The organism is Lamprocystis purpurea DSM 4197 (assembly GCF_000379525.1).
GTDB classification, from domain to species: domain Bacteria; phylum Pseudomonadota; class Gammaproteobacteria; order Chromatiales; family Chromatiaceae; genus Thiodictyon; species Thiodictyon purpureum.
This window is the reverse complement of sequence record NZ_KB902362.1, coordinates 188,032-214,515: the sequence shown is the minus strand read 5'-3', so window position 1 is coordinate 214,515 and position 26,484 is coordinate 188,032. Positions and strand designations below refer to the sequence as shown.

23 protein-coding genes are annotated in these 26,484 nt (G+C 63.9%); 13 read left to right on the top strand and 10 right to left on the bottom strand.

Annotation, left to right across the window (positions count from 1 at the left end):
- Nucleotides 1-108 precede the first annotated feature (108 nt).
- The 3 genes from pap (at nt 109) to A39O_RS0100860 (ending at nt 3,860) form a co-directional block, all read left to right on the top strand.
- A complete protein-coding gene (pap, locus tag A39O_RS0100870; protein ID WP_020502825.1) occupies nt 109-1,818 on the top strand; it encodes a polyphosphate:AMP phosphotransferase in 1,710 nt (569 codons plus the stop codon).
- Between the two features lie 75 nt (nt 1,819-1,893).
- The gene (locus A39O_RS0100865) at nt 1,894-2,436 is read left to right on the top strand and encodes a hypothetical protein (protein WP_020502824.1); all 543 of its coding nucleotides are present in this window, start codon (nt 1,894-1,896) and stop codon (nt 2,434-2,436) included.
- A 74-nt stretch (nt 2,437-2,510) separates the two neighbouring features.
- Nucleotides 2,511-3,860 (top strand): paraquat-inducible protein A, encoded by a 1,350-nt coding sequence (locus A39O_RS0100860; protein ID WP_020502823.1) that lies wholly within the window; start codon nt 2,511-2,513, stop codon nt 3,858-3,860.
- Here A39O_RS0100860 and A39O_RS0100855 read toward each other — a convergent pair.
- Nucleotides 3,857-4,936: a nucleotidyltransferase family protein gene (locus A39O_RS0100855; RefSeq protein ID WP_083924389.1), complete on the bottom strand. Its 1,080-nt coding sequence runs from the start codon at nt 4,934-4,936 to the stop codon at nt 3,857-3,859. The genes A39O_RS0100860 and A39O_RS0100855 overlap by 4 nt on opposite strands.
- 60 nt (nt 4,937-4,996) lie before the next feature.
- Here A39O_RS0100855 and A39O_RS0100850 point away from each other — a divergent pair, with 60 nt between their 5' ends.
- Nucleotides 4,997-5,296, top strand: coding sequence for a PqqD family protein (locus A39O_RS0100850; RefSeq protein WP_020502821.1), 300 nt, complete (start codon nt 4,997-4,999; stop codon nt 5,294-5,296).
- A gap of 4 nt (nt 5,297-5,300) precedes the next feature.
- On the top strand, nt 5,301-5,720 hold the full coding sequence (locus tag A39O_RS36065; protein WP_020502820.1) for a lasso peptide biosynthesis B2 protein: 420 nt from the start codon (nt 5,301-5,303) through the stop codon (nt 5,718-5,720).
- An 88-nt stretch (nt 5,721-5,808) separates the two neighbouring features.
- Here the strand turns inward: A39O_RS36065 and A39O_RS40120 are convergent, their stop codons facing one another.
- From A39O_RS40120 to A39O_RS0100825, 4 genes are all read right to left on the bottom strand, one after another.
- Nucleotides 5,809-6,438, bottom strand: a complete 630-nt coding sequence (locus A39O_RS40120; protein ID WP_169338389.1) for a phosphoenolpyruvate carboxykinase (ATP) — start codon at nt 6,436-6,438, stop codon at nt 5,809-5,811.
- Nucleotides 6,439-6,776: 338 nt separating this feature from the next.
- Nucleotides 6,777-6,959, bottom strand: a complete 183-nt coding sequence (locus A39O_RS42000) for a hypothetical protein (protein ID WP_211211520.1) — start codon at nt 6,957-6,959, stop codon at nt 6,777-6,779.
- 76 nt (nt 6,960-7,035) lie between these two features.
- Entirely contained in the window at nt 7,036-8,922 is a 1,887-nt protein-coding gene (locus tag A39O_RS0100835; RefSeq protein ID WP_083924388.1) for an asparagine synthetase B family protein, read from the bottom strand.
- A gap of 199 nt (nt 8,923-9,121) precedes the next feature.
- A complete protein-coding gene (locus tag A39O_RS0100825; protein ID WP_157639539.1) occupies nt 9,122-9,898 on the bottom strand; it encodes a hypothetical protein in 777 nt (258 codons plus the stop codon).
- 345 nt (nt 9,899-10,243) lie between these two features.
- Between A39O_RS0100825 and A39O_RS0100820 the strand changes: the two genes are divergently transcribed.
- The 3 genes from A39O_RS0100820 (at nt 10,244) to A39O_RS0100810 (ending at nt 12,605) form a co-directional block, all read left to right on the top strand.
- Complete coding sequence (locus A39O_RS0100820) at nt 10,244-11,584, top strand: (Fe-S)-binding protein (protein WP_020502815.1); 1,341 nt, start codon at nt 10,244-10,246, stop codon at nt 11,582-11,584.
- 69 nt (nt 11,585-11,653) lie between these two features.
- A complete protein-coding gene (locus A39O_RS0100815; RefSeq protein WP_020502814.1) occupies nt 11,654-12,232 on the top strand; it encodes a DUF3501 family protein in 579 nt (192 codons plus the stop codon).
- Between the two features lie 151 nt (nt 12,233-12,383).
- Nucleotides 12,384-12,605, top strand: coding sequence for a hypothetical protein (locus tag A39O_RS0100810; RefSeq protein ID WP_026199067.1), 222 nt, complete (start codon nt 12,384-12,386; stop codon nt 12,603-12,605).
- A 16-nt stretch (nt 12,606-12,621) separates the two neighbouring features.
- On the opposite strand, the gene A39O_RS0100805 is transcribed toward A39O_RS0100810, so the two are convergent.
- Both A39O_RS0100805 and A39O_RS31375 read right to left on the bottom strand, forming a co-directional pair.
- Nucleotides 12,622-13,251, bottom strand: coding sequence for a cytochrome c3 family protein (locus A39O_RS0100805; protein WP_020502812.1), 630 nt, complete (start codon nt 13,249-13,251; stop codon nt 12,622-12,624).
- On the bottom strand, nt 13,248-14,654 hold the full coding sequence (locus tag A39O_RS31375; RefSeq protein WP_245561680.1) for a multiheme c-type cytochrome: 1,407 nt from the start codon (nt 14,652-14,654) through the stop codon (nt 13,248-13,250). Before A39O_RS31375 ends, A39O_RS0100805 begins: the two co-directional genes overlap by 4 nt.
- Before the next feature lie 297 nt (nt 14,655-14,951).
- Here A39O_RS31375 and A39O_RS0100795 point away from each other — a divergent pair, with 297 nt between their 5' ends.
- Nucleotides 14,952-16,262: a cytochrome c family protein gene (locus tag A39O_RS0100795; protein ID WP_020502810.1), complete on the top strand. Its 1,311-nt coding sequence runs from the start codon at nt 14,952-14,954 to the stop codon at nt 16,260-16,262.
- 2 nt (nt 16,263-16,264) lie between these two features.
- On the opposite strand, the gene A39O_RS0100790 is transcribed toward A39O_RS0100795, so the two are convergent.
- The 3 genes from A39O_RS0100790 to sucC are packed head-to-tail and all read right to left on the bottom strand — an operon-like array spanning nt 16,265 to nt 19,985.
- Nucleotides 16,265-17,887 (bottom strand): NAD+ synthase, encoded by a 1,623-nt coding sequence (locus A39O_RS0100790; protein ID WP_026199066.1) that lies wholly within the window; start codon nt 17,885-17,887, stop codon nt 16,265-16,267.
- A 40-nt stretch (nt 17,888-17,927) separates the two neighbouring features.
- Nucleotides 17,928-18,803, bottom strand: a complete 876-nt coding sequence (gene sucD, locus A39O_RS0100785; RefSeq protein ID WP_020502808.1) for a succinate--CoA ligase subunit alpha — start codon at nt 18,801-18,803, stop codon at nt 17,928-17,930.
- Nucleotides 18,804-18,815: 12 nt separating this feature from the next.
- The gene (gene sucC / locus A39O_RS0100780; RefSeq protein WP_020502807.1) at nt 18,816-19,985 is read right to left on the bottom strand and encodes an ADP-forming succinate--CoA ligase subunit beta; all 1,170 of its coding nucleotides are present in this window, start codon (nt 19,983-19,985) and stop codon (nt 18,816-18,818) included.
- Between the two features lie 235 nt (nt 19,986-20,220).
- Between sucC and A39O_RS0100775 the strand changes: the two genes are divergently transcribed.
- The 4 genes from A39O_RS0100775 (at nt 20,221) to A39O_RS36060 (ending at nt 26,439) form a co-directional block, all read left to right on the top strand.
- On the top strand, nt 20,221-21,861 hold the full coding sequence (locus A39O_RS0100775) for a sensor histidine kinase (protein ID WP_083924386.1): 1,641 nt from the start codon (nt 20,221-20,223) through the stop codon (nt 21,859-21,861).
- A gap of 172 nt (nt 21,862-22,033) precedes the next feature.
- Nucleotides 22,034-23,380 (top strand): sigma-54-dependent transcriptional regulator, encoded by a 1,347-nt coding sequence (locus tag A39O_RS0100770; RefSeq protein WP_020502805.1) that lies wholly within the window; start codon nt 22,034-22,036, stop codon nt 23,378-23,380.
- A gap of 9 nt (nt 23,381-23,389) precedes the next feature.
- The gene (argA, locus tag A39O_RS0100765) at nt 23,390-24,766 is read left to right on the top strand and encodes an amino-acid N-acetyltransferase (RefSeq protein WP_020502804.1); all 1,377 of its coding nucleotides are present in this window, start codon (nt 23,390-23,392) and stop codon (nt 24,764-24,766) included.
- Nucleotides 24,767-24,870: 104 nt separating this feature from the next.
- Complete coding sequence (locus tag A39O_RS36060) at nt 24,871-26,439, top strand: OmpA family protein (protein ID WP_020502803.1); 1,569 nt, start codon at nt 24,871-24,873, stop codon at nt 26,437-26,439.
- Nucleotides 26,440-26,484: the final 45 nt, after the last annotated feature.

Sequence of the window (26,484 nt, the reverse complement as noted above, 5' to 3'; positions counted from 1 at the left end):
AGGGTAGTGTACCCGGCTATCATCGCGGTGCGGTCGCAACCATCCCGGCCGCCGCCGATTCAATCCCTGATCCACGGCCTCTGCCGATAGCCTGAAGAGAGCAAAGCTATGTTCGAAGCCACCAAGGTCGGACGTTCCGTCAGCAAAGACGACTTCAAGGAGCAGCAGGAGGCGTTGCGCACCCAACTGCTGGCGGTCCAGCGCGAGCTGCGCCAGACCGACATCCCGGTGATCATCCTCATCTCCGGCGTGGAAGCGGCGGGCAAGGGCGAGGTGGTCAACCGGCTCAACGAATGGCTGGACACCCGCGGCGTCCGCACGCATGCCTTCTGGGACGAGACCGACGAGGAACGCGCCCGCCCCCGCTACTGGCGCTTCTGGCGCACCCTGCCGCCGCGCGGCGAGATCACCATCCTGTTCGGCGGCTGGTACATGACCCCCATCGAGTATCACTTCCAGGGGCACTGCACCGACGCGGAGCTGGACGCGGAGCTGAACCGCATCGTCGACTACGAGCGGATGCTGATCCAGGACGGGGCGCTGATCGTCAAGTTCTGGTTCCACATGTCCGAGCAGGACCAGAAAGTGCGTCTGCAGGCGCTGTCGCGCGACGATCGCAGCCGTTGGAAGATGATGCCTCAAAAGGCGAAGTTCTCCGAACATTACCAGGCCTTCGAGCAGGTCGCCGAGCGGGTCATCCTGCATACCGACCGGGGGATCTCGCCCTGGTATCTGGTGGAGGCCGAGGATCCGCGCTACCGCGATCTCACGGTCGGCAAGACCCTGCTGCACGCGATCCGTACCCGCCTGAGCGACCCGGGTCCGGAGGATCTGACCCCCAACGCGGGCGGTCCGGAACTCCCGAGCGGTCCGCACGCCCGCACCACCGTGCTGGATCAACTGGATCTCACCAAGTCGCTGTCCGATGAGAAGTACAAGGCGCAGATGAAGGATCTCCAGGTGGAGATCAACGAACTCGCCTGGCACGCCTACAATGCTAAACGCTCCACTGTGCTGGTGTTCGAAGGCGTCGACGCAGGCGGCAAGGGCGGGACCATCCGGCGTATCACCAGCACGATCGACGCCCGGCTCTACCGGACCATCCCGGTCGCGGCCCCGACCGATGAGGAAAAGGCGCACCACTATCTGTGGCGCTTCTGGCGTCATGTGCCGCGCGCCGGATATATCACGCTCTATGACCGTTCCTGGTACGGACGCGTTCTGGTAGAGCGGGTGGAGGGCTTCGCGAGCGACGCGGAGTGGCGGCGCGCCTATTCGGAAATCAACGGGTTCGAGGAACAACTGGTCGGCAGCGGCATCATCCTGCTCAAATTCTGGGTGCACATCGACCAGGACGAGCAACTGCGGCGCTTCCAGGACCGTGAACAGGTCGCCTACAAGCGCTACAAGATTACGGCCGAGGACTGGCGCAACCGGGAAAAATGGCCACTCTACAAGGATGCGGTCAACGAGATGGTCGCGCGCACCAGCACCGAGCATGCGCACTGGACCCTGGTCGAGGGGAACGACAAACATTATGCGCGGGTCAAGGTGATGCGCACCATCTGTGCGGCCCTGAAGGAGGCGCTCGCCGCCGGAGCCGGCGCGACCACCCGCTATGTGCCGTGCGGCGACAAGCAACCGCGTGAGCCGATCGACAGTGCGGCGCCGACCGCGAAGCCGAACGGAGGGGAGAAGGCTGCGAAGGCGGATAAGGTTGCGAAGACGGATAAGGACGCGAAGACGGATAAGGACGCGAAGGCGGACAAGGCGGTGAAAGCGGCGAAGGAGCCGAAAGAGCCGAAAAGTAGCGGCTGATTGCTCGCGGAAGTTGCGCCGTTATCTCGGCCGGATGCCGGAGTGAACGCTGACCCATGACGAAAACCCAAGCCCATGAAACTGCACTCACTACTCGCCTTCGTCCTCGGCTGCTGGCTCGGTGGTTCCGTGCTCATGACCGCAGTGGTTTACTACAACTTCGCAGGATTGACGGACCTGTTCGACCGTAACCCCAAGCTCGCCCAGGCGGCGGGCTTCGACCCGCGGGATGCGGTCGCCAAGAAGGCCAGTGTGCAGTGGGTCCAGGCCTCCGAACTCAACCGGGTCTTTTTTCACGCCTGGAATCGCACGCAGATCGTCCTCGGCGTCATCGCCCTGGCGCTCGCGCTGGCCGGTCGCGCCCGCCGGCTCCCCCTCGCCCTGCTCGCGCTCGGATTGGGCTTGGGGATCATCATTCATCTGGCCTTGGAACCGCGGGTCGTCGACCTCGGCCGTGCACTGGACTTTCTCCCCCGCGACCCGCCGCCGCCGATGCTTGACACCTTTGCGCGGGTTCACGGCGCCTATTTCATTGCCGAGACGGTGCGTTTCGGCCTGGTGCTGGTCGCTTGCGGGCTGCTGCTCTTCAGCGGACCGCGGCCCCCGCAGACGGCTTGAGACGCGTCGCGGCCTATGAATTCCCACACGCTTCGGGGCTACAATGCACTGTCTTGTCCCGTTGGAGCATCAGGATGTCCACTGCCCTCATCGTCCGCCGCGCCCTCGCTCTGCTGGTGTTTTTCGGGGCGCTCGCGCTTGCGGTGCACCTGATCGCCGATCTGAACCGGGTCAAGGCGCTCAAGAGCGACCTGGGTGAGATCAACAATGTGCGCTACGGTCTGCTGGATGCGGATCAATGGGTGATCCGCTTGTCCACGGTGGTGGAAAACCGGATCAATGCCTTCGAGCTGACCGACGAGAACCGGCCGCAGGTCAAGCGGGCAGTGGAGCAGGTGCTGAGCACCTTGCTGGTTGAAGTGGAACGTTATCTGCGGCGACGCAATCTCCAGGCGACCGGCGGCTCCTGGGTCGATCAGCTCAAGGGGGTCTTGCAGCAGGGCGTGCAGGACTTGCTGATCGATTTCGACGACCTGCGCCGCAAGGTGCCGCAGTACGCGGATCTGGTGGTGGAGGAACTCTCCAAGCCCGAGGCAAAACGGGAGATCAAGGCCCAACTCGTGGCCTTCCTGCAGAACGCGGCAGATACCACCTTCGCCAAGACCGACCGGTCCCGACTCCAGGCGCTGTTGACGGCCCACGGGTGCATGGATGTCCCGGCTTGCGACCGGGAACTCGGCGCTCGAATCGAGTCGGCCCGACTACCGGTCCTGCAACAACTGCTCGGGGTCTTCGCCCTGGTTGGCCTGCTGTTCGCGGTCTGCTTGAGCTCGGGAGGACATCGGGAGGGAGGGACGAACGAGGCCGGTGCGGTTGCGGCGCCGCCGCGCTTCGATCAATTCCGGCTCTTTCTGCTCACTGGAGCGACCCTGATCCTGCTCGCCGGGGGCATCCTGACGCCCATGATCGAGATCGAGGCGCGCATTGCGCAGCTCAGCCTCCAGGTGCTGGGGGAACCGGTGATCTTTACCAACCAGGTGCTGTATTTTCAGACCAAGAGCGTCTTCGATGTGGTCTCGATCCTGATGCGCACCGAGGCCGCGGACATGATTCTGGTGGCGGTGCTGCTGGTCGCGTTCAGCGTCATCTTTCCGGCCCTCAAGGTGCTCGCGACCTACCTGTATTATTATGATTATCGGGGCCTGCGACAGTCCGGACCAGTGCGCTTTTTTGCGCTCAAGTCGGGAAAATGGTCGATGGCCGACGTCATGGTGATCGCCATTTTCATGGCCTATATCGGTTTCAATGGTCTGGCGGACAGTCAGCTCGGCAGTTTGCGTCGGGCCAACGCGGCGCTGGAGGTGCTGACCACCAACGGCACCGCCCTGGCCCCCGGTTTCTTCCTGTTTCTGGGCTTCGTGTTGGCCAGCCTGCTGCTGTCGACCATGATCGAGAACCGGATCGGCGAAGGGCATTCGACTTAGGCGATCTGCTGCAGATGTTTCAGAATACTGCCGGCCTCCAGGCGGGCCTTGCCGAGCTGGATGACGACGCGCAGTACATCGGCGGGTCGCTCGTGCAGTGCCAGGGTAAAGGCCCACTGGACCAGGCCGGGAACCATGTCGAGCCGGGCGGTCAGGCGGTGATCGATCCAGGATGCCAGGTAGCGGCGCTGACGCCTGCCCGGCTCCAAGAAGCGCAGCACGGTCGGATCAACGGGTGTGTCCATCAACGAGCGCTGCCAGTGGAGCACCGCCCAGGCAGCGGTGCGCAGACCCGCGGCACCGATCAGCGGTAGGATCCAATTCCAATCTGGCCGGGTCATGCGTAGCGTACGGTCAAGATCGACCACGCGGATTAACCTGGATGTGCGGCCGTTGACGTACTTGGTAAAGGCGGGATGGACGAGCATCACCAACAGGTCGGCATCGCTGCTGAGGACGGAGAACATCCCGCGTGGATGGGCTGTTTGCAGCAACAAGGGCGCCAGCTCGAGGCGACTGCGTCCGGGGCGAAATAAGGCCCAATGCAAGTCCACCACCCCAAGGGCGCTTTTCAGGCTGACTTGGTGACTGACGGTACGCCGATCGCTGACGAGCCTGAAGCCATCCTCGATCAGGGCGCTGATCGCGGCATCGCGGCATATCGATGGAATCAGCAGATCCACATCGTCGGCTGGTCGCAGACAAGGGTCGGCATAGAGGCGTTCGCGCACCGCCACCCCCTTGAAGACTGCGTGTGGAATACCGTGTGCGGTGAGACACTTGCAGACTTTAGCCGCCATTTGACGTTGTAGCAGATAGCGTCCTGCGGCATCCTGCCGGTCACGCCTCAGCCGGGAGCGAAATGCCGAGGGTAAACTGCCGCTCAGGTCATTTTGCTCGATCCATGCTGACCAAAGTGGAGTAAGCCCATCCAGGCTCAACTGCTTATGCAAGCGTTCCGAGTTATCGTGCACCGCGCTCCTGAGTTGCGGCAAATCGACAGCACCGCGACAGGGTGCGAGCAACGACTTCTGGTATTGACTAGATGGGTGAGGTGAAACCGAGTTGACTGTCATGCGTAATCTATCCGCGGCCAGGTTGCCGCTTGGTCTAATGTTCAGTTCCGGAGTCAGTTGATGACGACGCTGGATTCACCGATTCGTATCGCCCCCGATGTCCTCGACCAACAGGTGCAAGGTGAGAGCGTTCTACTGCATCTTGGTACCGAATCCTACTTTGGGCTCAACCCGCTGGGCACGCTCGTCTGGCAGCGTCTCCAGGCGGGCCTGACGCTACGCGGCATTCACGCTTTGATCCTCGGCGAGTACGCCGTGGAGCCGGAGCCGCTCGAACGAGACCTCCTCAACCTGGTCGATGCCTTGCATTCTTCCGGGCTAATCCAGGTGCTGTCTCCCGATGGGGATGACGCGGATTAACGCGATGCGTCTGCGCCTTTGGATGCTGCCTCGCGCCATGCTGCGGCTGACTATGGTGGGGCTGCGTCTGCGCTGGTGCGGCTTCAGCGCCACGGAGCACTGGCTCATTGAACGCAGCCTGCTCGCGTCGGCGGATTCCAATTCTGCTGCCGACACGGCGCGGGTCGCAGACTGGGTCTGGGCCGTAGCAGGTGCCTCCCGCTTGAGCCCTCGAAAGCCGGCCTGCCTGACGCGCTCCCTGACGCTGTGGTCCCTGCTACGCGATGAGGCGATCGTGAGCCAGGTTCGCGTGGGTGCGCGCCAGGTGCGCTCCAGACTGTCGGCCCACGCCTGGGTGGAGTATGACGGCCAAGTGCTGAACGACGACCTCGACATCGCGCGCCGATTCCCGCCACTTGGGCCATCGACAGGTGCGGATCCTTGACGAATCAAGACCACAGATCCTGCTGGACCTAAGGCGATTGACGGAAATCGCCTAAAGTCCTCGATGGCTGTTCTCTTCCGCAAATCGCCTAATGCCCGAGTACGGTGAGTATTCGATCGCGCACGTGCGGCAGGTCAGCAAAACGTTTTGGATAAGTCAAAGCGTAGCAGGGGCATCCGGTTCGAATCAGTGCAGTGGCCGCTTCGAACTGGCGCCGCAGTAGGTCATGATCGCTGGGCGCTAAGAGGAAACTATTCTTAATCAGCGCGATGACAGCGGCAGTCCCCGTCAAGTGCCACACCTCAATGGACTGCTGGTCCGACGGCGCCTGATGCAGCAGAAAGAGCCCACGAATCGCCATCGGTGCGCTTGGCACGCGTTGGCCGGGCGCGAACTCCAGGACGTGCTTTCCCCCGACAGGTATACCGCCGTGAATGGATTGTGCATCGAACCCCAGGGCGCCGAATGAATCAGGCCGCAGCCGGGAGCGGGTGTAAGCGCCGACCAGACAGGGGGAAGGTCCGGCAAGACGCACGAGGATGCTGTCATCAGCGATGAGTGTATCAGCGCCGCTCAGCACGAAGCTTGCGGCAAGGGTGGATTTCCCGCACCCGGCCGGACCGATGAGGGCGAGCGCCCCGTGATCCGTCGCCACGGCACTGGCGTGAATGACCAGCGGATCACGCACGCTGATCATGCGCGGTAGTACCTGGTTCAAGAGAAAGTGCCTGACGGAAGACGCTGGCGCTTGCGGGCACGACCGACATTCAACCGAGCACGCGGCCGGCCGCACCAGGAAATCAGCCAAGCCCCGCACCCGGATCAGGGTGAGGTCACCACGCTGACCTTGAGCGACGCGATCCGTGCCATCCAGCCACGCTTGAAGTCTGATGCCGGGAGTGGCCGCGGGCAGTAATCTGGGGGTACGAAACCAGATGTTCAGCGGCTGGCTGGGTGAACTGTCCGGCGGCGCTTGGGCAAGCTCCGGGAGTGCCCGATTACACCGGATGATCGAATCGAAGATTCCGAAGTACAAGAACTGCGAGATCTCGGCTGCTATCCGGGCCGGGTCCCGAAGGGTGCGCCAATGTCGTCACCAGTCAGTCCACCCCCCTTGGTCAGTTCTCTGAATGAGCCCAGATGGACAAGACGCGCCGGGTCGTAGGGTAGACGAGCGGCCTCGGGGCGATCTGCGCGGAGCGGACGTTGCTCGGCCGGGGTTTCAGGATCGCTGGTCATGCAGCTGCCTCTTGACGACATTTCCCATACCCTCAAGTTTACCACAGCGTTGTTCGACGGGCTCGCGGCGATTCGCTCAAGTCCCGAAGACCTCCCGATACCAGATTTCGACTGCGAACAGTATCCACAAAGAGTGCCTCAATCGCGGCGGTAAGAGCGTGGCGGGCGCCCCTTCAGAGAACGTTTCGCGCAGGAGTCTGCGATAGCGGTCTGGCGCGATCCAGGGCCGTTCGAGGAGGCTGGGTGACTGCAACACCTGCTGTACTTGTTTCATCATCAGCGCCCGCGCCGATACAATACCGAAGCTGGCCTTGTCCCGCCGCTCACGCACTGCCGCCGGATACACATCAGCCATCGCTTGACGCAGCAGGTGGCGGTTGATGCAGCCACGACGGCGGATGTGGTCGGGGATCGCAACAGAAAATTCGATCAGCCGCCGGTCCAGGAACGGGTGTCGAAGCTCCATGCCATGATACGCGGCACTCCGTTCAATCATCTCGTAGAAGTGCGAGACGATACCGCTGAGCCCGAACTTCGCGATCTGCCACTGGGATGCGTCCGAGAACCGCCCGGCGCAGTCACCGCAATGGAGCCTGTGCTCCAGGCCGATGTCCTCAATGAATCTTGGCGACAGGACGGATGTCGATGGGGTACGACGACGCCTGGATTCGAGCCATTGCCTTAGCTGACCGGGGGTCACCCTCCACAGGAAACCGCCGGCGAGCAAACGCAGGGCGTTCAAATACCCCGTGTACCCGGCCTCGCATCGCAACTCGCGGATCAGTCCGGTCAAGTCCAGCGCTTCCAACAGGTGGCTGTGGGGTAAGCTGCTACCGCTTTGCCAGTAATCTCCGCCTTCTCCAGTCAGTAGTACGCTTACCCCATCGGCGCTCGCCCCCTGATATAGGGGAGTCGTTCGCGTGTCCGACGGATACTCGGGAATGTCACGGTAGGCGGCGGCCTGGTCAGCCCACGGATACGATGCGAAACACGTCCAAGGGAAGCATCTTGAGGACAGACGCCAACGCTCCGCGACGGCCGCAATGAACGGGGTTTCATCACAATCCTCACCGGGATAGGTCATCGAGTAAGCGCGCAACCGCGTGCCCGGCTCATCGGCATCCAAGACCTGTTGAGCCACACCAGCAACGGCTGATGAATCCAATCCGCCGCTGAGGGAGACACCAACCGGACCGACTCCGCGCAGCCGATCCGACACGGCCTGCCGGAACAACGTTTGGAAGTGTTGCGTGTAATCGTCGGGATCGCGGTAACGAATCCGGTAGTGAGGATCGATATCCCAGTAACGCGTAATCGAAACCTGCGATCGAGTTATGATGAGCAAATGTGCGGGCGGCAGACGACGCACCGCCGTGTAAAGGGTTTCGTCACGACTACAAAAAGCGAACGCCAGGTATTCTCCCAACATCCCTAGATTAGGGGTATTGGGAACGCCTGGCCACGACAGGACCGACCGCACATTGGACCCGAAGACAAAACGATCACGACTGATTGCGTAGTAGAGCGGCCGGATGCCCAACGCGTCCCGCACGCAGATAAGTTGCTGGCAGCGTGGGTCCCAGATGGCCAGCGCGTAATCACCGATCAGCCTAGCCGCGAATGCTGCTCCCAAATGAAGATACGCGCGGAGTACGCGCTGTGCATCCGAATGGTCGATCTTATTGCCGGGTGCCTCGCAGTGGTATCCGGTGAGTCGCTCTGGATCATCCAGTCGCCCGTCCAGCACGACGAGAACGCCCGATTGGCGGTCGATTGCCGGCTGAGGAAACTGGGCTTCCTCTGGAGTGGTCGGCCGACTGGCAATACCGACTCCGCATGGACCGTCGACCTGAATCGTCGGGGGATCAAGGCCGCGTGCAACAACGGCCGCGAGTGGCCCTTTTAGTTCCGCCGGGCTGGCACAGCGGCCATCGCGGAAAAAGACTCCCGCCAGTCCGGTCACGGCCGCTTCTCAGGGCGGGGCGCGAACACGAAATGAAACGGCCCGGCACAATCAGAATCCGCGCAGGTTGCCCTGCGGGGGCGACCGGACCCTTGATCAAGAAACCTAGACCGGGGGGCCGTCAGGGGCGGATAAGCGATAATCAAGGCCAAGGCTTGACGCGATGAACGGTACCAACAACTGAAACCCTTGCGCCGCGTTACGGTTCGGTGGGTGACGCTCGCGATGCCAGCCTTAAAGCGGCCAAGCCCAGCAAGATCAAGCCCAGTGTTTCTGGAGTCGCTACGACGCCGAACTGCAGTGTACGGAATTCCAGCCCGCGCGGATCCTGATGCCAGATCTGTACGCCCGCGATGTCGATATCGGTTGACAGGAAATTGAGCGTGCCATTGCTTGCCGTCATATCGAACTCTTGAAGCAAGTTCCCCTGTCGCCCGTAAAAAGCAAAATGAAGCGGGCCGGCATCGACTTGTGACTCATTGATTCCAGCGTCCAGCACCTGAAGGGAGAACGCGTTGAGGTTCTCCAGAAAGAGGATCGAAGTCACACCTTGGTAACTGTTGTCAACCATACCGCCAAACCGGTCCAAAAAACCCGCCCCCGGATCGAATGAGACCACATTTTGGAGCTTCGTTTCATCCACGGCGGGGGATCCCGGCGGCGTCACACCAAACTGACCTAGAAGGGCGAGATCGGTCAGCGCGGTTGGGGTGCCATCGGGTAACTCCCAAGGGGCGAGTGTTTGGGGATCCTTCTCGGTGGTGTAGCGCCAGCCCTGTCCGGCGAACAACGAGGACGCGAAGGCACTATTGCCGATCGGGAGGGGGTCGTTGCTGGGAGGATTTGGATAGAAGTTCGGTGTAAAGGGCGTGATCGCCAAAGGCGGCGCGGTGGGGTTCAGCACAATGACAGCAGACGCCGGCAGCGCGAAGGCAGCCAGGATTAGTAGTACTACGAACTTTTTCAACGTACGCATTTCTTGATATCCAAACAATGCCGACGGTCGAACGAGCCTCACCGAGGCGTCCCCCAGGTTATAAGCAAAAATCGAGCCCTATCTATATCTTCTCATACTCTATTGTTTTATAATAAAATTTTCAAAAACATCGGACGCTGCCATGATGGATGTGTAAAAAAAACTGACGGTTGGACTCATGGGCTAGCCGTGTCAAAGGATCGGCGTGCCGACACGCATCGCGATGGGTTGTCTCAATCGATTCGATCCGCACAATCCATTGTGAAAGTCGATGCATCTCGCGCACTCTGTCAAGGCTCGAACCTCGGGCAGTGAACACCCGGCAGCGATGAGGAGACCGCAACCATGTCCGCCCAGATCCCCCGCGAAGGCAGTCTTGAGGCTCCGACACGGCAGCCCCTCGACTGGCAGCATCCCATGTTCTACGATCCTTCGCCTTTATTCGGGGAACTGGAGCGCGTGTTCGATATTTGCCACGGCTGTCGACGCTGCGTGAGTCTCTGTCAGTCATTTCCTACACTCTTCGATCTGGTCGACTCCTCGGCGTCGCTGGAGGTCGACGGAGTCGCCAAGCAGGATTACTGGAAGGTGGTGGACCACTGCTATCTCTGCGATCTCTGCTATATGACCAAGTGTCCGTACGTGCCGCCGCACGCGTGGAACCTGGATTTCCCTCACTTGATGTTACGAGCCAAGGCCTTCAAGTTCAAACACGGTAACGTGAAATTCCGCGACCGTGTGCTGACCGGTACGGACCGCGTGGGGACGCTCGCCGGCATTCCGGTGATCAGCGGGATGGTGAATGCCGCCAACAGGAACCAACTGGCCCGCAAGGCGCTGGAGGCGGTACTGGAGGTCCACCAAGATGCGCGGGTGCCGGAGTACCATAGCGAGACGCTACGGAAAGCGGAACGGTCGCGGATCGGGCGCGACGCGGCGGGCGAACCGGTGGGCGCGACCACCGGCAAGGTGGCGCTGTTCGTGACCTGTTACGGCAACTATAACGAGCCCGAGGTGAACGAGGATCTGATCGCGGTCTTCGAGCACAACGGCATCCCGGTCACCTTGGCACGGCAGGAGCGCTGCTGCGGCATGCCCAAGCTGGAATTAGGCGATCTGGAAGCGGTCAAGACCGCCAAGGAGTTCAACATCCCGGTGCTCAAAGGGCTGGTGGATGCGGGTTGGGACATCGTGGCGATGGTGCCATCCTGTGTGCTCATGTTCAAACAGGAACTCCCGCTGATGTTCCCGGACGACCCGGATATCCAAGCGGTCAAGGAGGCCATGTATGACCCCTTCGAGTATCTGATGCTCCGGCATAAGCACGGCAAGATGAATCTGGATTTCACGCACCCCTTGGGGAGCGTCGTCTATCAGGCGTCCTGCCATCAACGGGTGCAGAACATCGGACAGAAAACCCGCGAGGTGCTGGCCCTGATACCGGAGACAACCGTGGAGATCATCGAGCGCTGTTCCGGGCACGACGGGACCTATGCAGTGAAGAAGGAGAGCTACGCGGCCGCGATGAAGATCGTGAAACCCGTGGCGAACCGCGTGGACAAGGCGGCTCCCGATCATTTCGGCAGCGACTGCCCGATGGCTGGCGCACACATCGCCCATGCGCTCGGCCGCGACGGGCAGCAGCAGCATCCGCTGCGCCTGCTGCGCCTGGCCTACGGTATCTGAAATCAGCGGCGGTCAGCCGGCCGCGCCTGCGCCGGGCCGGGACCGCCGTCACCGCAATCGGAGACGCACATGCCGCTTCAGCGCGACGACCTCTACAGCCTCGAACACTACGCCCGCATCCGTCCGGACTTCCGCACCCGGGTGATGGCCCATAAGAAGCATCGTCAAGTGGCGATCGGCGCCCACGCGACCTTGTATTTCGAAGATCGGCTGACCGTCCAGTACCAGATCCAGGAGATGTTGCGAGCCGAGCGCATCTTTGAGGCCGCCGGCATCCAGGACGAGTTGGACGCCTACAACCCGCTGATTCCGGACGGGAGCAACTGGAAGGCGACCTTCATGATCGAGTATGAGGACGCGAGCGAGCGACACACGGCGCTGGCCCGTCTGCGCGGAATCGAGAATCGGGTCTGGGTCAAGGTGAACGGCGGCGAACGCGTCCACGGCATTGCCGATGAGGACTTGGAGCGGGACGACGCGACCAAGACCTCCGCTGTCCATTTCCTGCGTTTCGAACTCACGGCGCCGATGGCGGCGGCCATGAAGGCCGGAGCGGAACTGGCCCTCGGGATCGACCATCCGGATTACAGCTTCCAAGTTCAGGCGGTTGCGGCCGTGCGGCAGGCGTTGGCCGCGGATTTGGCCTGACTGCGGGGTCAGCCGCCGACTTCCGCGGTGTTGCCCAGCAACGCAGCACCAACGTCCGGTACCGCCAAAAGGCCCTTTCGTCGCTTCGTGCCTTCCATTTTTCCGTAATTGTATTAGTATTAGCTAAAATACCTTCACACGGAGATGTAACGTGACGACTTGTACGACGATGCGGTCGGCCGTGATGCTGTCCGCCGGCCTGTTTCTGGCGGGTTCTCTGATGCTCGCCTTCGCCGAGTTCACCGGGTGGGCCGTGCCCGCCAGCCAACTCGCGCTGCTGCTGGTGCTGGGGGCGGCCGTCACCCTGGTGGTTGCCGTGCTGATCGCACTCTGGCCGGGCAACGCCCGACGCCTGACCGAGTGTCTGCATTAAACCGCGCCTCCACCGATCAGTCGTCCGCCATCATCTGGCCGGCCATGCCGGGAGCCAGACCAAACTCCTCCTCGATCATGCGATTCCAGGCGTCACGCTTGAAGGTGCTTTGGTCGGGGACCGGTCGGTGAACCAGGTTGTAGTGGCAGTCGATGCAGGTCTTGCCCGCGGTCTCTTCCCGATGGATCGCCGCGGTATCGGCGCGTTTGCCTTGGATTGCCTCCATGGTATGACAGCGCTTGCAGGTGGCCGAGTCACGGTCGCGGAACCAGGCGCGCGCGGCGAAGGCAGCCTCCGGTAACAGCAGGGCGTTGACTACCGGATCGTCATAGTCTGGCCCAAACCACTGTTTGAGTAAATCCTTACCGCCGATCAGGTGATCCCAGGTGGCTGCCAACATGCCGGGTGAGACATGGCAATCGCCACAGGTGGCACGAACCCCAGAGGCCGAGTTGTAGTGTGACGAGCGCTGGTAGGCGGTCTCGGCGTAGGTCATGGAGTGGCACGCGGTACAAAAGGCATTGCGGCTGGTGAAGCGATCGAACTCGAGCAGAAATCCCGCAAAGGTCAGACCGCCGATGCCACCCACCACCAGGGCGATCAGAACGTGTCGGGTGATGAAGAGCGGTACACCCAGCCGGCTCATCGCGGCGCCTCCACTGCGTCGGTCCCAAGGGGGATGTCGATCCCGAGGATGGGATTGCCTGCGGCTGGATCGGTCAGCCACTGATGATGGTCGCCGGTCAGTTGCGCATCCACCAACGCGGCTGACCGGTCACCGGCCGCGGCCCGCGCCTGCGGCAGGAACCGACTGTAGAAGTTGCGTCCGACCAGATACATCCCCTCCCACCAGGTATGGTTCGGGCTGGCCATGGCCGCGCCGTGACGGGCGCGGGCGCCCTCGTCGTGCCAGAGTTCCCAATAGGTGAATTCGATCGGCTCGTCGAAGGGCAGCGGGGTCAGCCGACCCTGGGCGTAGAGTCCGGCCATGATCGCCCGCGCGGGCTCCGCGAACTTGCCGTTGAACAGGTCCACCACGGCGTCGAACTGCTTCATGAAGGCGTCGGTGAAGGGTTTGCCATGGCATTCCTGGCAGACCATGGACATCGCCTGACGGCGGCGCTCCGGCGTCCCCACCGACTTGACCTTGCCGAGCGTGCCGTCGGCCTTGGTGATCTCGGCCCCGCGCTTAGGGACCGGTGCGCTCGCCGGTAACTCGAGCTTGCCGCCATCCTCCAGCACGACGAGCAGTTGCCGTTGCGAAACCGGGCTGTTGAGGCTCCAGGCATTGCGCAGACCGACGTCATGGGTGGCGGGGAGCTTGCCGGCGGCGCCCATGTGGCAGGTGACGCAGGTGGGGGCGGCCGTATAGTCGCGGCCGGCGACCCACTGCGCTGCGTCCAGATTCATGCGGTCGCGTTGGGATGCATAGAGCATCCCGTGCTTCGAGGCTTCGAAGATCTCTTTGTCCGGCGAATCCGGACCCGCGTGGCAGCGTACGCAGGCCTCCGGTTCGCGCGCCTGAGCCTTGGAGAACAGGTGCCGGCCGTGACAGGCCGAGCAGGAGCCCTTGGATCCATCGGGGTTGACACGTCCGATCCCCGAGTTGGGCCAGGTCGCCGGATCCAGGCTACCGTCGCCGCGCACCTTGACCAACGAGCCGTGGCACTGATCGCAGCCCGCCGCCTGGACCGCCGCGCCGGTCAGGTTCTGCGCCAGGGCGGGCACCCGATCCTTGATGATGGCATAGGCTTCCGCGTGGACCGAGCCTTGTTGTTCCACGAATTCCTGGGTATGGCAGCGCCCGCAGTCCTTGGGTGAGACGATGGTGGCGATCACTTGACCCTCGTGCTCGCGGGCGTCCGCATCCGCCGCGGTCGCCTGATGGCAATCCATGCAATTCACGCCGGCCCGCTGATGGGCGCTCGCTTGCCACTGCGCCGCCAGGCCGCTCGACGCCTTGAGATGACAACTCACACAGGCCTCACCCGCCGGATGTCCCCATTGCCCTGGATCGAGGGCGACCTTAGCCGCGTCTGCGGGACTCAACGACAACGCCATCAGTACTGAAAATGCAATGCCGTAGTGTGGAACAGAGTGAATCAATCGATAAACAATTCGTAGATTCATTATTTTCTTAGTTACTCTTTTTGCCGTCAGGCCTCGCTGAACAGATCCCGCCGGTGCGTCGCCGATCCTGCGGCCCGGCGCATTTTTTCTGTTGACCAGGGGCTTTTCCATTGCCAACATCCGCGGCCAACAAGAACCGCGCTGAATCATCCCCGCAGCACCCCGCTGGTGACAAGGGGCTGATGCAGACCTAACGACCCAGAGGAGTGACACCCGATGCGTATTTTCGGCGCCAATCGCGACTTGTCCCGGACGCTGCTGCTGGCCCTGGCCTGCATCGGCGGCCCTGCCGCACTCTCCGCGGCCGACCCGCAACCCCCGATGCACCAGGTCTCGGCGGAAATCTGCAAGGATTGCCATCAGGAGATCTACCGTCAATGGCAGGGATCGATGCATGCCAAGAGTACGGCCCTCAGCGACCCGATCCACGGGACTTTTTACCGCCAAGAGGTCGGCGATCCCCAGGCCGAGGGGCAGGTTCACCAGAAGACGAAGACGTTTCCGGTTTGTCTCTCCTGTCATGCCCCCAATGCCGCCCGCGACAAGACCACCAAGCTCGATGCCATGCCGGCCTATAGCGAGGGGGTGAACTGTGTGGCCTGCCACACCATCGCGGGCTTCAAGGGCGTCAAAGGCGAGGACGGCAAGCTGCGTCTGGGGCTTGCCGCCTACACGCTGAGCGATACGCTCCAAGGCCCCGCCGGCTTCCCGCGCGGGCTGCAAAAACTCAGCGCCGCCGGCGACCTGTTCGGCGGAGCCGTGGGCGACGGTACCGATCAGAAACCCAACCCACACCTGGGCGAGCCGGTCGAGTTCCGCGGTCAACCGGTGCCGGCCCTGCCGCTCGAGGCCAACGCGATTCAATTCAAGACCTCCGATGCCTGCATGGGCTGCCACGACCAGCGCAACAATCCTCAGGGCGTCCCGCTCTGTCAGACCGGCAACGAGTATCTGGAGGGTGCCTCGAAGGCCGTATGCCAATCCTGCCATATGCCGGTCGCGGGCGGCATCTCGGACCACACCATGGGCGGCGGTCACAATGGCGGCATGCTCAAGCGCAGTGTCGTGTTCACCCTCACCACCGACGCGGCGGACGGCAAGGTCAAGACCAAGGTCCGGTTGCAGAACCTGCAGCCGCATTCCATGCCCACCGGCGCGCCGTTTCGCAATCTGTACCTGAAGCTTGCCGCCTATGATGCGGCCGGGGAACTGGTCTGGCAGAACGCCGAGGGCCATCCATCCAAGGATGATCCAAAAGCCTATTTCTCTTATAACATGGTCGACGACAAGGGCATGCCGGCGCCGCCCCCGACCGCGACCAAGGCCGGTGACGACACCCGCCTCAAGCCGCATGAGGTACGTGAGCTGAGCTATCAGATTCCGGCCAAGGGCGTGGTGTTGGTGCGCGGCGAGCTTTACTACAATCTGCTGTGGCCGGCCCTGGCCGAGAAGTTCACCAATCTGCCGGACGAGGTGCGGTCCCCGGTCTTGATCGGCGTCGCCGAGAGCGCGGTGGCCGCCCGCTGAGATCAGAACCCGCTGGTGATCGGGTAACGCCGATCGCGGCCAAAGGCCCGTCGGGAAATCCGCACCCCCGGCGGGGCCTGACGGCGCTTGTATTCATTGCGGTCCACCAGGCGTACGACCCGGCGCACTTCAGACGCGGCGAAGCCTTGGGCGACGATGGCATCCACGCTTTGGTCTTCCTCGATATAGAGCCGCAGAATCGGGTCCAGGATTTCGTAGGGCGGCAGGCTGTCCTGATCGGTCTGATCCGGGCGCAATTCGGCCGATGGCGCGCGGGTCAGCACCCGCTCCGGGATGATCGGGGCCAGCCCGTTGCGGTAGTGGGCGAGACGATAGACCAGGATCTTGGGCACGTCCTTGATGGGTGCGAAACCGCCGGCCATGTCGCCATAGAGGGTGGCATAGCCGACCGACATTTCGCTCTTGTTGCCGGTGGTGAGCAGGATGCGGCCGTGTTTGTTGCTGAGCGCCATGAGGATGACACCGCGACAGCGGGCCTGGATATTCTCTTCCGTGACGTCGGGCGCGCGATCACCGAAGGCGGGTTTGAGCATGGCGAGAAAGCTGTCAAAGGCCGGCTCGATGGGGATCGTATGGGTTCGGACTCCCAGCCGGCGGGCCTGCTCCAGCGCGTCCTCATTGCTCATGTCCGCGGTGTAGCGCGACGGCATCAGCACCGCTTCCACCTGATCGGCCCCCAGGGCGTCGACCGCGATGGCCAGGGTCAGGGCCGAGTCGACCCCGCCGGAGAGGCCGAGTACAGCGCCGCTGAAACCGTTCTTTCGCACATAGTCGCGCACGCCGAGCACCAGGGCACTGTAGATCGCCGCCTCGTCTTGCGCCGACCCAGCAGCGACCGCGCCATGCCGGGGTGCGCCACTCTCACAGGGCGTGCCGTCCGCGGCCAGGTCGACCAGGAGTGCATGCTCCTGAAACTGGGGTGACCGGGCCTGGACCCGACCCTCCCGATCGACCACAAATGAGCCCCCGTCGAACACCAGCTCATCCTGGCCGCCGACCAGATTGGCGTAGAGGATGGTCAATCCGTGGGTGCCGGCGCGGCGGGCGACCAGGGCCTCGCGCTCGGCCTGCTTGCCCGCATGGAAGGGTGAGGCATTGATGTTGATCAGCACCTGGGCCCCGGCCGCGGCGGCCGCCGCCGTCGGTGCCTTGCGCCAGATGTCCTCGCAGACGCTCAGGCCCATGCGCAACCCGCGGTGCTCAAAGACCACCGCCGACGCGCCGGGCTGGAAATAGCGCTTCTCGTCGAAGACGCTGTAATTGGGCAATTCCTGTTTGGCATACTCGGTCACCAGAGCGCCGTCACGGATCACTCCGGCGGCGTTGAGCAAGCCGTCGGGCGCGGCACGCGGATAACCCAGCACCAGGGTGATGCCGCGGGTCTCGGCACAGACTTGAACCAGGGCGGCATCGACCCGCTCGAGCAGTTCCGGGCGCAGCAGTAAGTCCTCCGGCGGGTAGCCGGTCAGCGTCAGCTCCGGAAAGACCACCAAATCCGCGCCGGCGGCCAGCGCCTCCCGCGCGGTGGTGATGACGCGCTGCGCATTGCCCGGCACGTCACCAACCAGGAGGTTCAATTGTGCGATCTGGAGACGACAAGCCACCTTGGACCCCCGGTTCGCGGCCGCGCTACGCTGATCCACCCTATGCACTCCCGAGCAGTTGCGACATGCGCACGCCCATTTGGGCGGGTGAACGCACGGTCGTCACCCCGGCCGCTTCCAGGGCGGTGAACTTGTCTTCCGCGGTCCCTTTGCCGCCGGTCACGATGGCACCCGCGTGCCCCATCCGTTTCCCGGCCGGGGCCGTGACTCCGGCAATATAGGCGACCACCGGCTTGGTCATGTGCGCCTGGATATACCGGGCCGCTGCCTCCTCTGCCCCGCCGCCGATCTCGCCGACCAGGATGACGCCGTCGGTGCCGGGATCGGCCTCGAACAAGGACAGGCAGGCGACGAAGTCCAGTCCCTGGATGGGATCGCCGCCGATGCCGATACAGGTGCTTTGGCCTAAACCGGCATTGGTGACCTGGAACACGGCCTCGTAGGTCAGGGTACCCGAACGCGAAATGATGCCGACCCGGCCGGGAGTGTGGATATGGCCCGGCATGATGCCGATCTTGCACTCGCCCGGGGTGATGACGCCCGGACAATTGGGGCCGATCAGGATCGCCGGGTGGCCCGCCAGCGCGGCCTTGACCCGCAGCATATCCAAGACCGGGATGCCCTCGGTGATACAGACGATGACCCTGATCCCGGCATCCGCGGCCTCCAGGATGGCGTCCGCCGCATAGGCAGCCGGGACATAGATCATGGTGGCGTCCGCCCCGGTCGCGCTGACCGCATCGTGGACGGTATCGAAGACCGGCCGGTCCAGGTGACGCTGCCCGCCTTTGCCGGGAGTCACGCCCCCGACCAGGTTGGTGCCGTAGGCGATCGCCTGGGCGCTATGGAAGGTGCCCTGCTGGCCGGTGAAACCCTGGCAGATGACCCGGGTCTCTTTGTCGATCAGAACGCTCATAGTTTCAGTCTCTCAACCAGCCGGGGCCGCGGCCGCGACCACCTTGTCCGCCGCCTCACTCAGGTTGGCCGCGGTGATCACCGCCAGCCCGCTCTGCGCCAGCAGTGCCAGGCCCTGGGGCGCATTGGTCCCCTCGAGACGCACCACCACCGGGACCCCGACCCCGACCTCGCGCACCGCCTGGATGATACCTTCGGCGATCAGATCGCAGCGGACGATCCCGCCGAAGATATTCACCAGCACCGCCTTTACCCTGGGGTCGGACAGGATGAGTTTGAAGGCCTCCGCGACCCGCGCCGCCGTGGCCCCGCCGCCGACATCCAGGAAATTGGCCGGTGCCCCGCCGTGCAACTGCACTAAATCCATGGTTGCCATCGCCAGACCGGCGCCGTTGACCATGCAGCCGATGTTGCCGTCGAGGCTGATGTAGCTCAGTTCGTGCGCCTTCGCCTGGGCTTCGCGGGGATCCTCCTGGCTATGATCACGCAAGGCTTCCAGGTTCGGCTGGCGGGCCAGGGCGTTGTCGTCCAGGTTGATCTTGGCGTCCAGCGCGATCAGGTCGCCGGCGGCCGTGATCACCAGTGGATTGATCTCCACCAAACCCGCATCACAGTCCATGAACAATCGGTACAGACCGCCCATCAGGCCGCTCAGCGCCTGGAGTTGCGCGCTGTTCAGGCCCAGTCCGAAGCCGAGCCGGCGCACCTGGAAGGGTTGCAGACCGGCGGCCGGATGGATGCGAATCGACAGAATCCGCTCGGGGGTCTGCGCCGCCACGGCCTCGATATCCATGCCGCCCGCCTGGGATGCTATGAACAGGACCGCCGCGGAGGCGCGATCCATCAGTGCGCTCAGGTAGATCTCGCGTGCGATGACCGTGGGTTCTTCGATCAGCAGGCTGCCGATGGGCAGCCCCGCGGGGCCGCTCTGGCGGGTGACCAGGCGGCTGCCGAGCAACCGCTGCGCCTCGACCGCGGCCTGTTCGGGGCTGTCCACCAGCACGACCCCGCCGGCCTTGCCGCGTCCACCGGCATGGATCTGGGCTTTGATCACCCAGCGCGTGCCGCCCAGCGTACGGCACGCCGCCGCGGCGTCCGCCGACGTCGACACGGTCACACCACGCGGGACTGGAATGTGGTATTTATGGAACAGGTGTTTGGATTGGTATTCGTGCAGGTTCATGGAGACTCGAGCGGGCAATCCTGGCGACCTGATGGTCGGATTCGCCCTATTCTGATCGAATTCCCGACAAGCTGCCAAAGAAGCAGCTTCCGCGCAGATCCGGCCCCGCGCGTTACGGGTCGGATGCGCTGATGAGACGCACGGCGATCGACGCAGGTTCCGCGTTGCGTTGTCCCGTTGCATGGGACTCGCCAAGCCCCGACACGGGTCGTCCATTGCTGCGAGAGTAGATGCCATGCCCAGTGATAAGAGTCCGGTTTCAGGCACACCGAGCGTCGAGACGGCACTTCCCGCTCCGCGGCCTGGTGGCAAGGTGCTCGCGCGCTTCCCCACCTGGGAGTCGCTGCGCTGGCTGTTTCTGTTCCGTCTGCTGATGGTGGTGGGGCTGGTCCTGGTGTTCTCCCCCGCGGTGGATGATCCGCTGATCACGCGGGTCGATGCGGCCTTGGCGTGGCGGGTGCTGGTCGTCTACGCTCTCCTGGTCCTCGCCAGCGGGCTTTCCCTCTACGCCCGGTGGCCCAGCCGTGAAAATCAGGTCTATGTGGCGATCTTTGTCGACCTCGTCGTGTTCACCCTGGTGATGCACGCGGGCGGCGGCGTCGGCAGCGGTCTCGGCGTTCTGCTGGCGGTGGCCGTGGCCGCCGCCGCGCTGATGATGGAGGGTCGGCTGGCACTCCTGTACGCCGCCTTTGCAACGCTGGCGGTCATCACCGAACAGACTTACGTGTCACTGCAGGGCGATGCGGTAGCCGCGGACTTCACCCAGGCCGGGCTGCTCGGCGTCGTGTTCTTTGCCTTGGCCTTGCTGGCCCATGTGCTCTATCGCCGCGTCCGTACGATGGAGGAGCTGGTCGCCCGCCGCAAAGTCGACATCGATGACCTCTCCAAACTCAACGCCTTCATCATCCAGGATATGGGCACCGGGGTGATGGTGGTGGACGGGGAGCGGCGGGTGCGGCTGATGAACCAGTCGGCCCGCGATCTGATCAATGTCGCTGGAGAGCAGGCCGGGACCACGCTGAAGGCGGTCTGCCCGGAGCTGGATGTCTGGCTGGCGGAGCGGGTGCGTCCGACCGCGCCCCAGGGTGGGCTCATTCGGGTCGGCGATCGGGACATCAAGCCCACGCGCCAACTGCTCGGCGACTACCGCGCCGCCGGCGTGCTGCTCTATCTGCGAGACCAGCAGGAATTGGTAAAGGAGGCCCAGCAGATCAAGCTGGCATCGCTGGGAACCCTGACCGCCAGCATCGCGCACAATATTCGCAACCCCCTGAGCGCGATCTCCCACGCCGGTCAACTGCTGGCGGAGGCCCGAGGTCTGTCGCCGGACGACCACCACCTGCTCGATATCATCCGTCGCAACAGCGGGCGGATCGATGAGATTATCCGTAGCGTGCTGCAACTGTCGCGCCGCAATCAGGTGGAATTGCAGGTGACCGAACTGGTCGCCTGGCTTGAAGCCTTCTGCGACGAATTCCGGGAATCCCACGGTCTACCTGAGGCCCGTTTCCTGCTGGAGTTCGAGTCACCGCCCATTGCGGTCGAGGTCGATCCGCGGCATCTGCATCAGATCATCGCGAACCTGTGCGAGAACGCCCTGCTGCACGGCGGGCAACCGGATCAGCCCGCGCAGATTCTCGTACGGGTCGGGCGTGGCCAGGCGTCAGTGCGCGCCCTGGTGGAGGTGACCGACGATGGCCCCGGCATCGACGAGGCGTCCGCCCGCGATATCTTCAACCCATTTTTCACCACCAAGGCCAGCGGCACCGGTCTCGGACTCTACATTGCCCGCGAACTGGCGGAAACCAACGGCATCCGGCTTCAGTATGAACGCCGGCACCCCAGGGGCAGTTGCTTCCGGCTCGTGTTCGCCTGAGTTTATGAGCCATGCGTTGCTTCCAGCCGGGACGCGACGCGGTGCTCGGCGCGGCGGTGTAACATTGTCGGGGTCTGCACACCCGCGGCGCGGCCCGCTATCAACCGCGGAAACGCCTCGCGGATCGATCGGCGGATGATCAGAACCACACCAGAACTGGAAGCGAGCCGGTATGAACAAGGCGCACGCACTCGTCGTCGATGACGAAGCCGATATCCTCGATCTGCTCAAGATCACGCTCGGGCGCATGGATGTGCAGGCGACCACCGCGATGACGGTCGACGAGGCCAGGCGCCACCTCGACATGGGGCGTTTCGACCTGTGCCTCACGGACATGAACCTGCCTGACGGGAGCGGGATCGATTTGGTCCGCTACATCGTCGAGCACTGTCCCGACCTGCCGGTTGCAATGATCACCGCGCATGGAAACATGGAGTCCGCGGTGGCCGCGATGAAGGCTGGAGCCTTCGACTTCGTGCCCAAACCGGTCGATCTTCAACTGTTGCGCCGCCTGGTCGGCTCGGCGCTGAAGCTGCGCTCGCAGAGTGGAGCCGGTGGCGAAGTCAACGTCGCCGGGGGGCGCCTGCTCGGGGACTCGGCGAAGATCGAGGAGATCCGCCGACTGATCGCCAAGCTCGCCCGCAACCAGGCGCCGGTGTTCATCACCGGTGAAAGCGGTACCGGCAAGGAGTTGGCGGCCCGGCTGATTCATGCCCAGGGGCCGCGCTGCGAGGGGGATTTCGTCGCGGTCAACTGCGGTGCCATTCCCCAAGAACTGGTGGAGAGCGAGCTCTTCGGCCACAAGAAGGGCAGTTTCACCGGCGCCGTGGCGGATAAGGAGGGCCTGTTCCAGGCGGCCGAGGGCGGCACCCTGTTCCTCGATGAAGTCGCCGACCTGCCGCTGCCTGCCCAAGTCAAGTTGTTGCGGGCGATTCAGGAAAAGCGCGTCCGGCCGGTCGGCGCCCAACAGGAGGTGCCGGTGGACGCGCGGATCATCAGCGCCAGCCACCGCGACCTCACGGAAGAGGTCGAGCATGGGCGGTTCCGCCAGGACCTGTTCTACCGTATCAACGTCATCGAGTTGCGGATGCCGTCGTTGCGTGAGCACCCCCAGGATATCCCACTGCTGGCCGCGCGCATTTTCGACCGGATCGCCCGGGAACATACCGAGCGCGGCCCGATGAAGCTCGCGGACGAGGCGCTGGAGGCACTCGCGCAGCACCCCTTCCCGGGGAATGTGCGCGAACTGGAGAATGTGCTTGAGCGTGCCACCGCGCTCTGTGACGGTGCCATCATTGGTGCTCATGATCTCTATTTGCCGCAGACCGAGGCGGCAGCCGCGGGCGACACGGGTCCGGACTCCGCCGTCCCCCTCGAAAATTACCTGGGCGAGATCGAGCGCCAGGCGATCCTCAAGGCACTCGATGAAACACGCTGGAACCGCACCGCCGCCGCCAAGAAGCTTGGCATGACCCTGCGCTCACTGCGCTACCGCCTCGCCAAACTCGGCATCGAGTAAGGAGCCGTCGTGACCGATCGCACCCGGCGGCGCGCGACGCCGCCACCTGCCACGGCCGGCGGGCCGCACCCCGAGCGCGACCCTTTCGTCGCCTGGGTGCGCCAGGCCACGCCCTATATCCATGCCCACCGTGGGCGTACCTTCGTGATCGCCTTCGGCGGGGAGGCGGTCGCCGACCCGCGCTTCCCCGACCTGGTCCATGACATCGCGCTGCTCCACGGTTTGGGGGTGCGCCTGGTGCTGGTTCATGGTGCGCGTCCGCAGATCGAGGAACGGCTGCGGGAGCAGCAGATTGAATTGCGCTATGTCAACGGACTGCGCATCACCGACGATACCGCGCTGGCCTGCGTCAAGGAAGCGGCCGGGGTGGCGCGCGTGGAGGTCGAGGCCCTGCTCTCCATGGGACTCGCCAACTCGCCCATGGCCGGGGTGCGCATCCCGGTAGCCTCCGGCAACTTTGTGACCGCCAAGCCGATCGGTGTCCTGGACGGCATCGACTACGAACACACCGGTGTGGTACGGCGGGTGGACCGCCAGTCACTGATCCAGCGCTTGGATGCCGGGGCGGTGGTGCTGATGCCGCCGCTGGGCTACTCGCCGACCGGCGAGGTCTTCAACCTCAGTGCCGCCGATGTCGCGCGCTCGGCCGCAATTGCGCTGAAGGCCGATAAGCTGATCTTCTTGATCGAGGAACCGGGGGTTTGTGACGCCACCGGCGCCCTCCTCTCCAACGTTTTGAGCGGCGAGGTGGAAACCTTGCTCGCCGCGGCCCCCGAACTTCCCGAGGACTTGGCCCAGGCATTGCGGGCCGGGGCGGACGCCTGTATCCATGGGGTCGCCCGCGCGCATCTGATCGACCGGCGCCGCGACGACGCCCTGCTGCGCGAGCTCTATACCCGCGACGGCAGCGGCACCCTGATCACCGGACAACCTTACGAGGGGCTGCGGCCAGCGCGCAGCGAGGATGTGACCGGGGTCCTCGAACTCTTGCGGCCGCTGGAGGAGCGCGGCGTGCTGGTTCCCCGCTCGCGGGAGCGTCTGGAAACCGAGATCGACCGGTTTTACCTGATGGAGCGCGACGGTCTGGTCATTGCCTGCGCGGCGCTGCACCCCTATCCGGCGCAGCGCATGGCCGAACTCGCCAGCGTGGCTGTCCATCAGGACTATCGCAACCACGGACGCGGCGACAAACTGCTGGAGCACATGGAAGCCATCGCCCGGACCCGTGGGTTCACCCGGCTCTTCGTCCTCACCACCCAGACGGCGCATTGGTTCCAGGAGCGCGGCTTCGTCCCGGCGTCCCTGGAAGCTCTGCCGACTGAAAAACAGGCGCTCTACAACCTGCGGCGTAACTCTCAGGTGTTCATCAAAGACCTGACGGTTTGAGCGTATCGGCAATGATCCCGCTGCCGATCCCGGCCGCGGTTCAGGTATCCTGTGCGCCGCACCGCTAAGAAGCGGCCTGACCCCATCACCTCCCGGAGTCCCTGATGTCCGAGTCCCGTTCCTCGCTCTACAAGCTGTTGACCTGGGTCTTGCTTGCGGCCCTGATCGGGGTCTACGGGCTTTACCACTGGTACACCGGCGGGTTACGCCAGAACATCGCCGCACAGCGCGCGGAGCTCGCCCAAGCGTCGCAGCGCCAGTCCGCCGCGGAGCAGCAACTCCAGGCCGCCGCGGTGACCGAACAGACGCTGAAGGCGCAGAATGATGACCTCAAGGCCCGTCTCGAGGCGGTCCAGGGTGAGCACCAGGCACTGGTGGCGCAGCACGAGACGGTCACCGCGCAGGTCGAGCGGCATCGGCAGGAAATTGCGCAAGCAGCCGCCCGTGAGCAGGAACTGAACGATCAGATTCGGGATCTCAGCGTCCAGTACACACAGGCCAGCAAAGCGGTGGTCAACAAACTGGATGCGGCCCACGCGGCCTGGGCCTCTCTGGAAAGCGAAGACCAGGCGGCCAAGGCGCGCGTCAAGGAGTTGGAGGCCGAGGTCACCCGCCTGCGTCAAATGGGTGCCGCGGCCGAAGCGAAAAATACCGCGCAATGCACGGCACTGGAGTCCAAGGTCAATGAACGGGTGCGATTCTACCGCTCGGCGCTCGAGGGCAGCGACCCCGACCGCGCCGCCCTGATCGCCGGGCTGGAGCAACAACTGACCGAACTGCGCGCCACCCTGGAGCAGGCCGGGCAAGAGGCCGCGGCAGCGCGCACGGCACTGGCCGACCAGTTGGCCAACGCCGAGCGCAACGTCGAAGACCTCACCACGCGGCTGGCGGCAGCCGAGGGTCGCGCCGAGGAGCACGCCCAGACGCTGACGACGACCACGACGTCACACGAGGCGGCGGCGAGCGAGTTACGCGGCAAGGTCTTCGCCCTCACCGAGGAAGTGCAGAGCGAACGCGGCACGCGCGCGGCGCTCGAACAGACGCAGGCGCAACGCGTCGCCGAGCTCGCCGAGGTGAACCGCACCCTGGAGGATGTGCGTGCGCAATGCAGTGCCGCGGTGGCGGCGGCGACGCAGGAGAAGCACGCACTGGAAGAGGAACTGAAAACTGAACGCGCCCGCGCCGAGCAGTCCCTGGCGGCCTTGCGCAAAGAGTTCGAGGAGGCACAGGCCGCCCAACTGCAAGCGAAAGATCAGGCGCTGACCCACACCCGCGGCCTGTTCGAGCGCTATGCCGAGCTGCATGCCCAGAAGACCGAGCGCGGCATGCTGATCAGCCTTGCGGAACAGGAACTGCTTTTCGCCAGCGGGGCCTCGACGCTGCCCAAAGGTGCCATCCCCAGCCTGGATCAGATCGCCGCACTGCTCCAGCAATACCCCCAGTTGACGGTCATCATCGATGGGCATACGGACTCCTCGGGATCCGAGGCGATCAACCTGGCGCTGTCCAAGGCACGGGCCGAGGCAGTCAAGCAGGGTCTGATCGAGCGTGGGGTGGCCCCGGAGCGGTTGACGGCCGAGGGGCTGGGCGAGGCGCGGCCGGTAGGTGACAACGCGACCCCGGCCGGCCGCCTCAAGAACCGCCGGGTCGAGGTGCTGGTGATCGAGCCCTAAAGCGACAACGACAACGATGCTACAGGCACTCCCTAACGGACTGAT

Excerpts from the sequence above, each read along its gene's own strand:
- A39O_RS0100820 (WP_020502815.1), top strand. The coding sequence starts at position 10,244 with ATGTCCGCCCAGATCCCCCGCGAAGGCAGTCTTGAGGCTCCGACACGG.
- A39O_RS36065 (WP_020502820.1), top strand. The coding sequence starts at position 5,301 with ATGCGTCTGCGCCTTTGGATGCTGCCTCGCGCCATGCTGCGGCTGACT.
- A39O_RS0100860 (WP_020502823.1), top strand. The coding sequence starts at position 2,511 with ATGTCCACTGCCCTCATCGTCCGCCGCGCCCTCGCTCTGCTGGTGTTT.
- A39O_RS36060 (WP_020502803.1), top strand. The coding sequence starts at position 24,871 with ATGTCCGAGTCCCGTTCCTCGCTCTACAAGCTGTTGACCTGGGTCTTG.
- sucC (WP_020502807.1), bottom strand. The coding sequence starts at position 19,985 with ATGAACCTGCACGAATACCAATCCAAACACCTGTTCCATAAATACCAC.
- A39O_RS0100825 (WP_157639539.1), bottom strand. The coding sequence starts at position 9,898 with ATGCGTACGTTGAAAAAGTTCGTAGTACTACTAATCCTGGCTGCCTTC.
- A39O_RS42000 (WP_211211520.1), bottom strand. The coding sequence starts at position 6,959 with ATGACCAGCGATCCTGAAACCCCGGCCGAGCAACGTCCGCTCCGCGCA.
- A39O_RS0100815 (WP_020502814.1), top strand. The coding sequence starts at position 11,654 with ATGCCGCTTCAGCGCGACGACCTCTACAGCCTCGAACACTACGCCCGC.
- A39O_RS0100770 (WP_020502805.1), top strand. The coding sequence starts at position 22,034 with ATGAACAAGGCGCACGCACTCGTCGTCGATGACGAAGCCGATATCCTC.
- A39O_RS0100850 (WP_020502821.1), top strand. The coding sequence starts at position 4,997 with ATGACGACGCTGGATTCACCGATTCGTATCGCCCCCGATGTCCTCGAC.
- A39O_RS0100855 (WP_083924389.1), bottom strand. The coding sequence starts at position 4,936 with ATGACAGTCAACTCGGTTTCACCTCACCCATCTAGTCAATACCAGAAG.
- A39O_RS0100795 (WP_020502810.1), top strand. The coding sequence starts at position 14,952 with ATGCGTATTTTCGGCGCCAATCGCGACTTGTCCCGGACGCTGCTGCTG.
- A39O_RS0100805 (WP_020502812.1), bottom strand. The coding sequence starts at position 13,251 with ATGAGCCGGCTGGGTGTACCGCTCTTCATCACCCGACACGTTCTGATC.
- sucD (WP_020502808.1), bottom strand. The coding sequence starts at position 18,803 with ATGAGCGTTCTGATCGACAAAGAGACCCGGGTCATCTGCCAGGGTTTC.
- A39O_RS0100865 (WP_020502824.1), top strand. The coding sequence starts at position 1,894 with ATGAAACTGCACTCACTACTCGCCTTCGTCCTCGGCTGCTGGCTCGGT.
- pap (WP_020502825.1), top strand. The coding sequence starts at position 109 with ATGTTCGAAGCCACCAAGGTCGGACGTTCCGTCAGCAAAGACGACTTC.
- A39O_RS0100775 (WP_083924386.1), top strand. The coding sequence starts at position 20,221 with ATGCCCAGTGATAAGAGTCCGGTTTCAGGCACACCGAGCGTCGAGACG.